Genomic DNA, 13,837 nt, shown 5'->3' on the forward strand with positions numbered 1-13,837 from the left:
TATTCTTATGGCCATTCTTCTTCTGGCAGAACACGACAACGCAACCCTTTCCGACCTGACGGGCAAGACGCTGACGGCGGCAACGCAAATTGGCGGCGACGTCCATGTTCTCGTCGCCGGTTCCGGTGCAAAGGGTGCAGCTGACGCAGCGGCGAAACTTTCCGGCGTATCCAAGGTGCTGCTCGCCGACGACGCCTCCTATGCCAATGCACTGGCAGAACCACTGGCGGCGCTGATCGTTTCGCTTGCGCCTTCCTATGACGTCATCATTGCCCCGGCGACCGCCTCGGCCAAGAACGTGACGCCGCGCGTTGCGGCCCTTCTTGACGTCGCGCAGGTCTCGGAAATCATCGAGGTCGTCAGCCCTGACACCTTCAAGCGGCCGATCTATGCCGGCAACGCCATCCAGACGGTGCAGGCGACCGATGCGAAGAAGGTCATCACCGTGCGTCCGACCGCCTTTGCAGCCGCAGCCGAAGGCGGCTCGGCAGCGGTTGAAACCATTGGCGCTGCTGCAAACCCCGGCCTTTCCAGCTTCGTTTCCGATGCGCTGGCGTCGTCCGACCGTCCGGAACTGACATCGGCCAAGATCATCATCTCGGGTGGCCGGGCGCTCGGTTCCTCGGAGAAGTTCAAGGAAGTCATCCTTCCCGTCGCCGACAAGCTCGGTGCCGCCGTTGGCGCCAGCCGTGCGGCCGTCGATGCCGGTTATGCGCCGAACGACTGGCAGGTTGGCCAGACCGGCAAGGTGGTTGCGCCGCAGCTTTACATCGCCGCCGGCATTTCCGGCGCCATCCAGCATCTGGCCGGCATGAAGGATTCGAAGGTCATCGTCGCCATCAACAAGGATGAGGAAGCGCCGATCTTCCAGGTGGCAGACTATGGCCTCGTCGCAGACCTCTTCGAGGCGCTGCCGGAACTCGAGAAGGCGCTGTAATTTAAGCATAAATTGGAGGCGGCGCGTTTTTTAAACGCGCCGCCTTCTCTTTTTCGGCGATATGCGTAACATCGCCGGCAATAACGCAGACAAAATCCCTGAGAGGAGACCAGCCTATGACCGCCCCCTTTAAGAACATCGGTGTCATTGGAGCCGGTCAAATGGGATGCGGCATTGCGCATGTCTCCGCCATTGCCGGCTACAAGGTCCATATCTACGATCTTTCCAAGGAAGGCATCGAGGCCGGTCTTGCCACGATCAACGGCAATCTCGCCCGCCAGGTCACCAATGGCAAGCTTTCGGACGACGCCCGCAAGCAGGCGCTGGCGCTCATCAGCGGCTCGACCGACATCAACGATCTGGCGGCCATGGACCTCGTCATCGAGGCCGCGACGGAAAACGAGGAGATCAAGCGCAAGATTTATGCGCAGGTCTGCCCGATCCTGAAGCCCGAGGCGCTGCTCGCCACCAATACCTCGTCGCTCTCCATCACCCGGCTTGCATCCGCCACCGACCGTCCGGAACAGTTCATGGGCATCCACTTCATGAATCCGGTGCCGGTGATGAAGCTGGTGGAACTGGTGCGCGGCATCGCCACCAATGAAAAGACCTTCGACGCGGCGAAGGACTATGTGCGGACGCTGGAAAAGGCGATCACCGTTGCCGAGGATTTCCCGGCCTTCATCGTCAACCGCATCCTGCTGCCGATGATCAACGAGGCGATCTATACGCTTTATGAAGGCGTCGGCTCGGTGGAAGCCATCGACACCGCCATGCGGCTCGGCGCCAACCACCCGATGGGACCGCTGCAGCTTGCCGATTTCATCGGTCTCGACACCTGTTTGTCAATCATGCAGGTGCTGCATGACGGCCTTTCCGACAGCAAATACCGCCCCTGCCCGCTGCTGGTCAAATATGTCGAGGCCGGCTGGCTCGGCCGCAAATCAGGCCGCGGCTTCTACGATTATCGCGGCGAGACGCCGGTTCCGACGCGCTGAACCCCTTCACCTGAACCCTCAGGCAATGACCAGATAGATGATCGATCCGACGCCGGCGGCGGCGACGGATGCGGCCGTGAGCAACCCGCAATAAACGAGCGTTCCGGAAACGGCGGCGACGAATACGCGCCCTACCGCGTTGGCGGCGAGTGCAGCGAGGATCGCGCTCGCCACGATATCCGGCGACAGATTCTGTGCGCTGGTTCGCAACGCACTGAGAACCGCGACATCGGCATCGAATATGGCCGACAAGGCCGTGAGGGCGATGAAGCCGCCCGCTCCGATCCAGACGAGAAGAACGGCATTCAGCGTTCTTGTCGCGGCAAAGAGCGCGGCGAAAATGGCAAGCGGCGCCAGTTCGAACGGGTTCTTTGCGTCGATTTCCTGCCCGGGCTGCATGTCCTGCAGCCTTATCAGGCCAGCGCCGCTTAACCCGAGAACCAGTGCGGCGGCAAGTACTGCCGGTGCGATAAGGGAAAACGTCGTCAGCGAAAGAGCGAGAACGATAACGAGAACCCTAAGCAGCGATACGGCCGCGGCCAGCGCCGCCACACCGGCCAGAGGCCACACGTTTTCACCGCTTTTCGCCTTCTGCCCGAAGCTGGCGGTTACGGCGGTCGATGAAACGAGGGCACCCGCCAGCCCGGTCACCAGCAGGCCACGGGTTGAGCCGAGGAGGCGCACGGCAATATAACCGCAATAGGAAATGGTGGCGCTGATCACGGTGAACAGCCATATTTCCCAGGGGTTGAAACCGCCCCACGGATCGATCGTCCGGTTCGGAAGGATCGACAGGCCAACGGCGGTCATCACGGCAAGCACCAGCGCGGAGCGCAGTTCGATCCATGTCAGCCGTTTCAGCAGACGGTGGAGAACTTCCCTGCCCGCTAGCAGTGCGGCCAGGGCAGCACCACCGGCCGCCGCCGCCTGATATTGCGCCGTTACCGCAAGCCCGCCGAGGGCAAAGACGCAGAGCGCCGCCACCACGCCGGTGACACTGAAATCGTTGTCATGGCGCGCCTCGCGCAGCTTGAACCATGAAAAACTGAATGCGAACCCCAGAAAACCCGCAGCGAAGGCGAAGGCGCTGTTCTGCTCGGCGGCCAATACGCCGAAGACGCCACCCAGCAGGCCGGCAATGCCATAGGTCCTGATCCCGGCGGTGCGGCTGCCCGCCGGCGCATCGCGCTCCCGCCAGCCGCGCTCAAGACCGACAAGCAGGCCGATGGCGAGGGCAAGACCAAGCCGGGGAATAAGCAACTCCATATCGGCACCCATTCATGGCGGAAGCCAGGATCATTATACGAGGCGGGTACGGGCTTGTCTGTACCGGCCCGTCCGCTGGAAGAGCCGGCTTTGAAGGCGGTTGCGGCTACAGCCCTCAATATCCAGCCGCCGGCATCATTTTCCAGTCGCGGCTGTCACCAGCGCCTTGGCATCCTCGCTGTCCCACGCCGCTGGGCCGTTCATGGCCGCAAGCAGGCAGCCGTTTTCGTCCAGCAGCAGGGTTGCCGGCAGGCCGAAGGCGAGGCCTTCCTTTTTCAGCACGTTGAAGACGCCCATGGAACTGTCGCGGTAGTGTTTCAGCGCATCGATCTTGTATTCATCCATGAAGGCTTTCGGTTTTTCATCCGCGCCGGTATCGATATTGACGGCCACGACCTCGAAAGCGTTACCGCCCTTTTCCTTTTCAAGCGCGTTCAGCGCCGGCATCTCTTCGCGGCAGGGCACGCACCATGTGGCCCAGAGGTTGAGAAGAACCGCCTTGCCCTTGAGATCGGCAAGCGTCATGTCCTGCGCCTGCGGCCCCTTGAAGGAGAGAGGAATGATGCGCGGCGTGTCCGTGGCCGACATGGCCGCCACCTGCCCCTTCAAAAACGGCTTCAGCGAAGCGATGCGGTTCGCCGCCCCCTCACATAAACCGGCGTCAGTCACCGCTGCCCCTTGAACCGGGCTCTCAGACCCAATATGCCTGAACCAGACCGCGCCCGCGCCGCTTAAGACACCGGCAACGGCAGCAATTGCAACCAACTTGGCGGAAGGAAGCCTGAACGGCCTTTTTTCTGTCATCGAATACTCCAGGGCACTGCGAACATGGCTGACGGCACAGATCAGAAATCCTCCAACCAGATGTGGGGCGGGCGTTTCGCTTCCGGGCCATCTGCCATCATGGAAGAGATAAATGCCTCCATCGGCTTCGACAAGAAGCTTTACGCCCAGGATATCCGCGGCTCTATGGCGCATGCCGCCATGCTGGCATCTAAAGGCATTATTTCGCCGGAAGATAAAGACAAGATCACCGAGGGCCTGAACACGATCCTGTCAGAGATCGAAGCCGGCAGCTTCGAATTCTCGCGCAAGCTCGAAGACATCCACATGAACATCGAAGCGCGGCTTGCAACGCTGATCGGCCCCGCCGCCGGCCGCCTGCACACCGCCCGCTCGCGCAACGACCAGGTAGCGCTCGATTTCCGCCTGTGGGTCAAGGAAGAACTGCAGAAGACCGAGGGTATGCTGACCGCCCTCATCGCCGCCTTCCTAGATCGCGCCGAAGAAAATGCCGATACGGTCATGCCTGGCTTCACCCATTTGCAGACAGCGCAGCCGGTGACCTTCGGCCATCATTGCATGGCCTATGTGGAAATGTTCGGCCGTGACCGCGCCCGCGTGCGCCACGCCATCGAGCACATGGACGAAAGCCCGATCGGCGCGGCCGCCCTTGCCGGCACTGGCTATCCCATCGACCGCCATATGACGGCGAAGGCGCTCGGCTTCCGCGAACCGACCCGTAATTCCATCGACACCGTTTCCGACCGCGATTTCGCGCTGGAATTCCTGTCTATCGCTTCCATCTGCGCCACGCATCTGTCGCGCCTCGCCGAAGAAATCGTCATCTGGTCGACGCCGCAATTCGGCTTTATCCGCCTGTCGGATGCCTTCTCCACCGGCTCCTCGATCATGCCGCAGAAGAAGAACCCGGACGCCGCCGAGCTGGTGCGCGCCAAGACCGGCCGCATCAACGGCTCGCTGATCGCTCTTCTGACAGTGATGAAGGGCCTGCCGCTCGCCTATTCCAAGGACATGCAGGAAGACAAGGAACAGGTTTTCGATGCCGCCGAGAGCCTGGAACTGGCGATTGCCGCCATGACCGGCATGATCCGCGACCTTGAAGTGCGCAAGGACCGCATGCGCGCCGCCGCCGGTTCAGGCTATTCCACCGCTACCGATCTTGCCGACTGGCTGGTGCGCGAAGCGGGCCTGCCCTTCCGCGATGCCCATCATGTGACCGGCAATGCCGTGGCGCTGGCGGAAAAGAAGGGCTGCGATCTTGCCGATCTTTCGCTTGAGGAATTGCAGGCCATCCACCCCGGCATCACCAAGGGTGTTTTCGACGTTCTTTCCGTCGAGGCATCGGTCGCCAGCCGTACCAGCTTCGGCGGCACGGCCCCTTCCGAAGTGAAGAAGCAGATCGCCTGGTGGCGCGGACGCAACTGATAAAATCGCGTTACGCTGCGATCACAAGAAACAGGGTGCACAAGCGCCCTGTTTTTCGTTATCAGAGAGGCACATATTTCCTTTGGACAGGCCCATGCTTTCAAAAACCGCGCGCAAACTTATCGTTCCCATCGGCATGACGCTCGCCGTCAGCCTTGTTCTCAGCGCCTGTGGGCGTAAGGGCGACATCGACCCGCCGAGCACGCCGGTCGAAATGCGCAACAAGCGCAATGCCGACGGAACGGAGACAAAGCCGGCGACGGCGGAACGGCCGTTCATTCTCGACAAGCTTCTCTGACGGATAAAAGCCTGTGAACCATTTCGGCTATATCGACGGCGTGCTGCACGCCGAAAACGTGCCCGTGCCTGAGATCGCCAAGGCGGTCGGCACGCCATTCTACATCTATTCGACTGCGACGCTGGAGCGCCATTACAAGGTGTTTTCCGGCGCCTTTGCGGATGTGGACGCCATGGTCTGTTATGCCATGAAGGCCAATTCCAACCAGGCGGTTTTGAAGACGCTGGCAAAGCTCGGCGCGGGCATCGACGTCGTTTCGGGCGGCGAATTGCGCCGCGCACTCGCAGCCGGCGTTCCGGCAAGCCGCATCATGTTTTCCGGCGTCGGCAAGACGGTTGCGGAAATGGATTATGCGCTGGAAGCCGGCATCTATTGCTTCAACATCGAATCCGAGCCGGAGCTGGAAGTCCTCAACCTGCGCGCCGTGAAAGTCGGCAAGCAGGCGCATGTCTCCTTCCGCATCAATCCGGATGTGGATGCGCGCACCCACGCCAAGATTTCCACCGGCAAGAAAGAAAACAAGTTCGGCATTTCCTATGAGCGCGCCCGTGCGGTCTATGCCCATGCCGCCACCCTGCCCGGCATCGAAGTCACCGGCATCGACATGCATATCGGCAGCCAGATCACCGAATTGCAGCCTTTCGAGGATGCCTTCCGGCTGCTGCGCGAGCTTGTCGAGGCGCTGCGCACTGACGGACACACGATCAGCCACGTCGATATTGGCGGCGGTCTCGGCATTCCCTATCGCGATGACAATAATCCGCCGCCGCTACCGGATGCCTATGCCCATATCGTCAAGAACGAGCTGAAGAGCCTCAACTGCAAGATCGTCACCGAACCGGGCCGCCTGATCGTCGGCAATGCCGGCATTCTGGTGACGGAAGTGATCTATGTGAAGGACGGCGGCGAAAAGACCTTCGTGATCGTCGACGGCGCCATGAACGACCTCATCCGCCCGACGCTTTACGAGGCCTATCATGGCATCCGCCCGGTGGTGCAGCCGGCAGAAGATACGCCGCGCATCAAGGCCGATATCGTCGGCCCCGTTTGCGAGACCGGCGACTATCTGGCGCTCGACCGCGAGATGGCTGCCCCGCAGCCGGGCGATCTGATCGCCGTCAGTTCCGCCGGTGCTTATGGCGCGGTGCAGGCCGGCACCTACAACTCGCGCCTGCTGGTGCCGGAAGTGCTGGTAAAGGATGACAAATTCCACGTCATTCGCCCGCGCGGCACCTATGAAGAGCTGATCGCGCTCGATTCCGTGCCCGCCTGGCTCGATTGATCTCGCCCGCATCACCGGTTGGCCGATCACAATCAAGCGAAGCTGCCTAAAAAATGGGGGTGAGGGCTTGGGCGCCCTCGTCTTCGCCACAAAGAATGTTATCCTTGCTCCCGTGATATAAACAGCGCGCCGTTCCGGGAATGGCGTTCGACGTGGCCAGAACCGGGAGAACGGATTGATGACCACAGCCGGAGAGGACAGGACAGGCAGAAAGCGCCCGACCGGCGCGTTCGCGCAGCGGCCGGACCTTGCCCGCCGGATTGCCGCCAAGCGCTTCTTCGCGAAAATCGTGCTGCTTTCGGAGAAAATTGCGCCGAAAACGCTCTGGCCTCTCTCCATCGCCGCCGTGTTTCTGGCGCTTGCCTGGTTCGGCCTCTACCGGCAGATGCCGGATTTCCTGCGGCTCGGCGTTGTTTTCGTGCTCGTCTTCTCCTTCATCGCCACTCTCCTACCAATCGTGCGGCAGAAATGGCCGACGGACCACGATGCATCCCGCCTCCTTGAAGATCGCAACGGTCTCGCGCACCAGCCGGTTGGCGTGCAGGAGGACGAACCGGCCTTCGATACGCCCTTTGCCCGAACGCTGTGGAAAGAACACCAGATCCGCATGGCGGAGCGCATCGCCGCGCTGAATGCCGGCCTGCCGAAACCCGATATCGCCCGTTATGACCGTCTGGCGCTGCGTGCCGTTCCCGCCCTTCTTCTCGCCGCCGCCTTCGGTTTTTCCTATTCCAACGGCGCGGGCACGATTGCCGATGCCTTTCGCAGCCGACCGGCCGTCGGTCCGCTCAATCCGGATATCCGTCTCGATGCCTGGGTCACGCCGCCATCCTATACCGGCCGCGCGCCGATTTTCCTGACCGGACGCGACGCAACCAACCGTGACGCGGTTTCCGTGCCGCAATCCTCCAAGCTGACGATCCGCATGACCGGCGGCGATGGCGGCGAGGAAGTGACCTTCGAACCGGAAATGGCAGGCGCGCTGCAAAAGCTTGCGCCGGAAGCGGCGCGTGCCGACAGCGCAAGCGGCGATATCGCCGTTCAAACGCCGGTTCGTTCGGCGGATCAGCCCGTCGCGCCGCGCACTTTCGCCATGGATGTTACCGAAAGCGGCATGATTACCGCGAATGGCGAACAATGGGTGTTCAACGTCATCCCCGATCAGCCGCCCAGCATCGCCTTCGACAACATGCCGCGCCGGGCCGTTAACGGCGCGCTGGAAATCGGCTTCACCGCCAAGGACGATTATGGGCTTAAGGAAGCCCATGCCATCATCGAGCCGATTGGCGTTGCGGAAGGTGCGACCGCGCTTTATCCGCCGCCGGAATTCAAGCTCGATCTGCCGCGGCAGAACAATCGCGAGATCAAGGGCCTGACCAGCCGCAACCTGACCGAACATCCGATGGCGGGAAAACGCGTGCGCATCACGCTGGTGGCGACGGATGGCGCCGGCCAGACAGGCCGCAGCCCCGCGCATGAAATGGTGCTGCCGGGCCGCAATTTCTCCGAACCGCTGGCCGCCTCCATTGCCGAGCAGCGGCAGATATTTTCGCTCGATACGCGCCAGATGCCGAAGGCGATCGCCTATAACGAGGCGGTGGGCCTGCGCCCGGAAGAGACCATTCCCAACACGACGCATTATCTCCTGCTGCAATCGGCGCAGACCCGCATGCGGCTCGCCTATAATGAGGAGATGCTGAAGGATACGGCCGATTATCTTTGGGAAATCGCGCTCGGCATCGAGGACGGCGATCTTTCGCAAGCCGAAAGGCGCCTGCGCGATGCGCAGAATGCGCTTTCCGAAGCGCTTCAGCGCAATGCCTCCGACGAGGAAATCGCCAAGCTGATGCAGGAACTGCGCGAAGCCATGCAGCAGTTCATGAGCGAGCTTGCGCAGCGCATGCAGAATGCGCCGCAGGCCAACATGAACAGCCAAGCACAGAACGTGCTGCGTCAGCGCGATCTGGAAAACATGATGAACCAGATCGAAAACCTCGCCCGCTCCGGCAATCGCGACGCGGCGCAGGAAATGCTCTCGCAACTGCAGCGCATGATGAACAATCTGCAGGCAGGCAGGCCGCAGCGTCAGGGCCAGCAGGGGCAGCAGCAGAGCAGCAAGATGCGCCAGCAGATCGACAAGCTGGGCGAAATCCTGCAACAGCAGCAGAAGCTGATGGATGAGACCTTCAAACTGGATCAGGCGCTGCGCGACCGCATGCAGCGCGGCGACCCGCAGCAGGGCGGTGAAGACGAACAGCAGATGGGTGAAAACGGCCAGCAGCCGCAAGAGGGACAGCAGGGCCAACAGGGCGAGAACGGACAGCAGGGCGGACAACCAAGCGACCAGATGACCGCCGAACAATTGCGCGAGGCGCTGAAAAACCTGCGGGCCCAGCAGGATGCGCTCGGCAAGCAGCTCGGCGAATTGCAGCAGGGGCTGCGCGATCTCGGCATGGAACCGGGCGAAAACTTCGGCAAGGCGCAGCAGGAAATGCAAGGCGCCGGCGAGGCGCTGGGCAAGGGGCAGGGCGAGCAGGCCGTCGAAGGTCAGGGCAATGCGCTGAATGCGCTGCGCCAGGGCGCGCAGGACATGATGGGCCAGATCATGCAGGCCATGCGCCAGCAGGGCCAGCAGCCGGGGCAAGGTCAGGAGGGCATGGCGGGCCAGGGCGGCCAGAACGGCCGTGATCCGCTCGGCCGTCCGCGCAGCACCACCGGCCCGGATTTCGGCGATCAGGTGAAGGTGCCGGATGAAATCGACGTACAGCGCGCCCGCGAAATCCTCGAGGCGATCCGCGAAAAGCTCGGCAACAATCCGCCCGGTGAAATCGAGCGGCGGTATCTGGAGCGGTTGCTGGATATACAGTGAGGGTTCGCACAGGTAATGGCGCGCCTCGTTACATCCTGTTTCAGAAGCTAAAGTTTCCGTCATGCCGGACTTGATCCGGCATCCAGTCGGCGTGCGTCTGCGCGGCGGAAAGAGTTCTTTCAGCCCAAGGACTTGGGCTGGCTGGATTCCGGCTCAAGGCCGGAATGACGGAGGTAGGGAACTGCGCTGAGCCAGGGGACTGACCAACAAAAAAGGCGGCCCGACGGCCGCCCTTTAGATCTCTGCGCCCTTATCACTCAGGCCGCAAGCGCCCGCGCCACAGCCTTGCGAATATCCGGAAGCGCAAAGGGTTTGGAAACCACGTCCACGATCTTCTCCGCAAGATCGTCAGCCCGTTCGCGCTGTTCGGCGTAACCCGTCATCAGCAGGATGCGCATGGCCGGGAAGCGTTCGGCTGCGCGGTGCGCCAGCTCGATGCCATCCATGACCGGCATGCGGATATCCGAAAGAAGAAGATCGAAACTGGTTTCCTGAAGCTTTTCCAGCCCCTGCTCGCCATCCGCCGCCTCATGGGTCTCGTGACCGTCGAGACGCAGCGCGCGAGCGACGAAAGCCCGCAATGCATCCTCGTCTTCGGTAATCAGAATCTTCGCCATTACTCATTGCTCCTGGGCATCATTTCCAGCCGTGAGCAACATCGCAGGCTCCTCTTTTCAAGAGGTAAACACCCAGGCTTTGGCTGGGTGAATGGTTAATGAGGCGTCTCCGCGCTGTGCCGTTCCGGCACGGCGAAAAAGCTCAGGCGTCGCCGGTCACGACGCCGACAAAGGGCAGTTCGCGGAAGGCATAAGCGACATCCATGCCGTAGCCCACGACGAAATAGTCGGGACACTCGAAACCGACATAATCGGCCTCCAGATCTTCCTTGCGCTTGACCTTCTTGTCGAGCAGCACGGCGATGGTGACGTTGCGGGCGCCACGCTCGTAAAGCAGTTCCTTGGCAAAACGCAGCGTGCGGCCGGATTCGAGAATATCGTCGATCAAGAGGACATCGCGGTCCTTCACGTCGCTGTCGATATCCTTGACGATTCTGACGCCTTGCGAAACCGTGCCGGTGCCATAGCTCGACAGCGTGATGAACTCGACTTCAGGGGCAAGGCCGCTATCATGCAGCGCGCGGATAAGATCGGCCGCGAAAATGAACGATCCCTTGAGCACGGCAATGACCAGCAAATCCTTGGTCGGGCCGCTGGCGATGTGCTTGGCCATGTCGCGATTGCGCTCGGCGATCTGCTCGGCGGTATAAAGCGGCTCGATGTTTTTTCCACGGACGACGGGCATTCTTACTCCTGTGCTGCGCCTTGCCGATTTTACCTTTCAGTAAAAATACGATGACCACGCGTTAGCACAGTCAGCGTTCGGACGCACCCGCCTCAACGAAGGAAAGCTTGATCTCGGGCGTTTTTCCACCGGGATGGCGCAACTTTGCCGAAAAACCGTGGCTGAAACCGGGCTGCATCTCCTTCACCGGCGGTTCGATGACCATGCTGGCCACCAGTTGTCCCTTGGCGGCGAAGAGATCGGCGCGGAGGGCCGGCACCTCTTCGAGATTGCCGCCATTATTTTCGACAATGCCGTTGATGAGCAAAGTATCCATGCCATCCGCCTCCATCGGGGTCACGGTGACATGGGAAATGGCGAGAGGGTTCACCGAAGCAGCAACAGCCGACTTTTCCGGCACGACCACCGAAAGACCTCCCGAGCAGACGAAGACGAAAATCGCGAGCCCCGCCACCAGCGCCGAATAGGCATCCGCCGAAAGACGGGATAATCTGCGATCCAGCCAGCCGATGAAGGCGAGCCCGAGCACACCGATGGTGACGGGTGGTTTTGCCGCCTGCCGGCGCGCAGCACCACGATTGTCGTTTCCGGGTTGCCGCGAACGGTTTTCCTTGATGGTGACAAATTCCGCGTCTACCACATCGCGGTCGGGATTTGCCGCCCGCGCCGTGCGGCGCACCGGCGTTTCCGGCATCAGGAGGTCGAAATCGAATGCCGCTTGCCGGCGAGATGAACGGAACATAGCCATAGAATTCCTTGGGTGAGGTTTTCCGGCCCGCAAAACTGGGCATTGCAACGAATCCTGCCAAGTTTTAAATTTAATTGGTTAATGCTTCGCAAAAACGGCTCGCACAGGCTGCCGGATCCGGGTTAAACCCCGACATCCGAACCCCATGCGCCAGCGGCTTGCGAACCACCACGAAACGAAGAGACTGGAAGTCCGTTGATCCATTTCGAAAATGTCGGGTTGCGTTACGGCATGGGACCCGAGATCCTGAGGGACATGACCTTCGATATCCCCAAGGGTTCGTTCCAGTTTCTAACCGGCCCGTCGGGCGCCGGCAAGACGACGCTGCTCCGCCTGCTTTTGATGTCGCTGCAGCCGACTCGCGGCAATATCCGCATGTTCAACCGCGATGTATCGCGCATTCCGCGCAGCGAGTTGCCGATGCTGCGCCGCCGTGTCGGTATCGTGTTTCAGGATTTCCGGCTGCTCGATCACCTGACGACCTATGAGAATGTCGCCCTGCCGCTGCGCGTGCGCGGCAAGGAAGAAAGCGCCTATCGCAACGATGTGATCGAGCTTCTGAAATGGGTGGGGCTCGGCGAGCGCATCAATGTGCTGCCGGCCATTCTTTCCGGCGGGGAAAAGCAGCGCGCCGCCATTGCCCGCGCGCTGATGGACCAACCCGAAATCCTGCTGGCCGACGAGCCGACCGGCAACGTCGATCCGCCGATGGCCAAGCGCCTTCTCAACCTTTTCCTGGAACTCAACCGGCTGGGCACGGCCGTCGTCATCGCCACCCATGATTTCGGCCTGATGGACCAGATCGATGCGCGCCGGATGATCCTGACCGAAGGGCGGCTCGACATCTATGAATGAGATCAACCGCAAACAATTGAAGCCGGAAGCGGCGCAGCCGAAGCGCCCGCCCATGCGCATCCGCCCGATGGCGCCGATTCTGCCGCCCTCCAATATTCAGGGCAATGCGCTGATGGTGGTCATCGCCATCATGGCCTTTCTCGCCTGCCTGACGCTGGGCGCCGTCTCCATGGTGCGCGCCACCGCCGCCACCTGGCAGAGCCAGATTTCCCGCGAGATCACCATCCAGATCAAGCCCGAGGACGGGCTGGACATGGATGCGGCGCTGAACAAGGCGCGCAATCTGGCGCTCACCTTCGTCGGCACGCGGGATGGCACCATCCTCGACGATGCGGCGACATCGCGCCTGCTGGAGCCATGGCTCGGCAGCGGTCTCGATCTTTCCGAATTGCCGGTGCCGCGTCTCGTCGTCATCACCATCGACGAAAACAATCCGCCCGATTTCCAGGCGATGCGCGATATGCTGAAGGCCGAGATTCCGCAGGCATTTCTGGACGACCACCGCACCTGGGTCGACAGGCTGGTCTCCATGGCCAGAACCACTGTCATGATCGGCGTCGGCGTTCTTATCCTCGTTTTCACCGCCATGGTGCTGACGGTGGTGTTTGCGACGCGCGGCGCGCTTTCCGGCAACCGGCATATCGTCGAGGTTCTGCATTTCGTCGGCGCGGAAAGCAGTTTTGTGGCGCACGAATTCCAGAAACACTTCCTGAAGATCAGCCTCAAGGGGGCGGCGGCGGGCAGCGCACTGGCTGCGGCGGTTTTCCTTGTCGCCGGTTTCTGGCAATCGAGCACGGTCGCCACGCCGCAGAGCGATCAGGCGAGCGCGCTTTTCGGGTCGTTTTCGGTCGGTCTCGGCGGTTATTTCGGCATTGCCATGACGATGATCATCATCGCGCTTTTAACCACCATCACGGCGCGCGTGACCGTCATCCGCACCATCGACGATATCGACCGCGTCCGCTCGGATCCATCGAAAAGCGACGGTCTTGCATCGTGAGAACACCCCCGGAATCCTGCGGTAAGACTGAAACCGTCACAAGCCGGATGTAA

Annotated in this window: 13 protein-coding genes; 8 read left to right on the plus strand and 5 right to left on the minus strand. The window is 61.3% G+C overall.

The features are described 5' to 3' along the window. Positions 1-7 precede the first annotated feature (7 nt). Entirely contained in the window at positions 8-937 is a 930-nt protein-coding gene (locus tag CFBP4996_RS17555) for an electron transfer flavoprotein subunit alpha/FixB family protein (RefSeq protein WP_080853765.1), read from the plus strand. Between the two features lie 116 nt (positions 938-1,053). Further along, complete coding sequence (locus tag CFBP4996_RS17560) at positions 1,054-1,935, plus strand: 3-hydroxybutyryl-CoA dehydrogenase (RefSeq protein WP_003523331.1); 882 nt, start codon at positions 1,054-1,056, stop codon at positions 1,933-1,935. 18 nt (positions 1,936-1,953) lie between these two features. Here CFBP4996_RS17560 and CFBP4996_RS17565 read toward each other — a convergent pair whose 3' ends face one another. Further along, positions 1,954-3,201, minus strand: a complete 1,248-nt coding sequence (locus CFBP4996_RS17565) for an MgtC/SapB family protein (RefSeq protein ID WP_080854383.1) — start codon at positions 3,199-3,201, stop codon at positions 1,954-1,956. Between the two features lie 135 nt (positions 3,202-3,336). Continuing rightward, entirely contained in the window at positions 3,337-4,005 is a 669-nt protein-coding gene (tlpA, locus tag CFBP4996_RS17570) for a thiol:disulfide interchange protein TlpA (protein ID WP_080819340.1), read from the minus strand. 24 nt (positions 4,006-4,029) lie between these two features. On the opposite strand from tlpA, the gene argH reads away from it, so the two are divergent. From argH to CFBP4996_RS17590, 4 genes are all read left to right on the plus strand, one after another. Beyond that, positions 4,030-5,430, plus strand: coding sequence for an argininosuccinate lyase (argH, locus tag CFBP4996_RS17575; RefSeq protein ID WP_065657061.1), 1,401 nt, complete (start codon positions 4,030-4,032; stop codon positions 5,428-5,430). Positions 5,431-5,524: 94 nt separating this feature from the next. After that, complete coding sequence (gene lptM / locus CFBP4996_RS17580) at positions 5,525-5,728, plus strand: LPS translocon maturation chaperone LptM (RefSeq protein WP_003497438.1); 204 nt, start codon at positions 5,525-5,527, stop codon at positions 5,726-5,728. A gap of 13 nt (positions 5,729-5,741) precedes the next feature. Beyond that, complete coding sequence (lysA, locus tag CFBP4996_RS17585) at positions 5,742-7,010, plus strand: diaminopimelate decarboxylase (protein ID WP_080854382.1); 1,269 nt, start codon at positions 5,742-5,744, stop codon at positions 7,008-7,010. A gap of 178 nt (positions 7,011-7,188) precedes the next feature. Then, on the plus strand, positions 7,189-9,879 hold the full coding sequence (locus CFBP4996_RS17590) for a TIGR02302 family protein (protein ID WP_080854381.1): 2,691 nt from the start codon (positions 7,189-7,191) through the stop codon (positions 9,877-9,879). A 257-nt stretch (positions 9,880-10,136) separates the two neighbouring features. Here the strand turns inward: CFBP4996_RS17590 and CFBP4996_RS17595 are convergent, their stop codons facing one another. The 3 genes from CFBP4996_RS17595 to CFBP4996_RS17605 all read right to left on the minus strand — a co-directional run bounded on the left by CFBP4996_RS17595 (position 10,137) and on the right by CFBP4996_RS17605 (position 11,923). Next, positions 10,137-10,496, minus strand: coding sequence for a response regulator (locus tag CFBP4996_RS17595; RefSeq protein WP_003497441.1), 360 nt, complete (start codon positions 10,494-10,496; stop codon positions 10,137-10,139). A 142-nt stretch (positions 10,497-10,638) separates the two neighbouring features. After that, entirely contained in the window at positions 10,639-11,181 is a 543-nt protein-coding gene (hpt, locus tag CFBP4996_RS17600; RefSeq protein WP_004445644.1) for a hypoxanthine phosphoribosyltransferase, read from the minus strand. Between the two features lie 70 nt (positions 11,182-11,251). Then, entirely contained in the window at positions 11,252-11,923 is a 672-nt protein-coding gene (locus tag CFBP4996_RS17605; protein ID WP_080854380.1) for a hypothetical protein, read from the minus strand. A gap of 201 nt (positions 11,924-12,124) precedes the next feature. Here CFBP4996_RS17605 and ftsE point away from each other — a divergent pair, with 201 nt between their 5' ends. Next, positions 12,125-12,784, plus strand: a complete 660-nt coding sequence (ftsE, locus tag CFBP4996_RS17610; protein ID WP_003497447.1) for a cell division ATP-binding protein FtsE — start codon at positions 12,125-12,127, stop codon at positions 12,782-12,784. Further along, positions 12,777-13,784: a cell division protein FtsX gene (locus CFBP4996_RS17615; protein ID WP_080854379.1), complete on the plus strand. Its 1,008-nt coding sequence runs from the start codon at positions 12,777-12,779 to the stop codon at positions 13,782-13,784. Before ftsE ends, CFBP4996_RS17615 begins: the two co-directional genes overlap by 8 nt. Positions 13,785-13,837 lie beyond the last annotated feature (53 nt).

The sequence above is a fragment of the Agrobacterium leguminum genome (genome assembly GCF_005144435.2).
GTDB classification, from domain to species: Bacteria; Pseudomonadota; Alphaproteobacteria; order Rhizobiales; family Rhizobiaceae; genus Agrobacterium; species Agrobacterium leguminum.

Excerpts from the sequence above, each read along its gene's own strand:
- CFBP4996_RS17595 (WP_003497441.1), bottom strand. The coding sequence starts at position 10,496 with ATGGCGAAGATTCTGATTACCGAAGACGAGGATGCATTGCGGGCTTTC.
- CFBP4996_RS17615 (WP_080854379.1), top strand. The coding sequence starts at position 12,777 with ATGAATGAGATCAACCGCAAACAATTGAAGCCGGAAGCGGCGCAGCCG.
- lptM (WP_003497438.1), top strand. The coding sequence starts at position 5,525 with ATGCTTTCAAAAACCGCGCGCAAACTTATCGTTCCCATCGGCATGACG.
- CFBP4996_RS17555 (WP_080853765.1), top strand. The coding sequence starts at position 8 with ATGGCCATTCTTCTTCTGGCAGAACACGACAACGCAACCCTTTCCGAC.
- argH (WP_065657061.1), top strand. The coding sequence starts at position 4,030 with ATGGCTGACGGCACAGATCAGAAATCCTCCAACCAGATGTGGGGCGGG.
- CFBP4996_RS17565 (WP_080854383.1), bottom strand. The coding sequence starts at position 3,201 with ATGGAGTTGCTTATTCCCCGGCTTGGTCTTGCCCTCGCCATCGGCCTG.
- hpt (WP_004445644.1), bottom strand. The coding sequence starts at position 11,181 with ATGCCCGTCGTCCGTGGAAAAAACATCGAGCCGCTTTATACCGCCGAG.
- CFBP4996_RS17590 (WP_080854381.1), top strand. The coding sequence starts at position 7,189 with ATGACCACAGCCGGAGAGGACAGGACAGGCAGAAAGCGCCCGACCGGC.
- CFBP4996_RS17560 (WP_003523331.1), top strand. The coding sequence starts at position 1,054 with ATGACCGCCCCCTTTAAGAACATCGGTGTCATTGGAGCCGGTCAAATG.
- tlpA (WP_080819340.1), bottom strand. The coding sequence starts at position 4,005 with ATGACAGAAAAAAGGCCGTTCAGGCTTCCTTCCGCCAAGTTGGTTGCA.
- CFBP4996_RS17605 (WP_080854380.1), bottom strand. The coding sequence starts at position 11,923 with ATGTTCCGTTCATCTCGCCGGCAAGCGGCATTCGATTTCGACCTCCTG.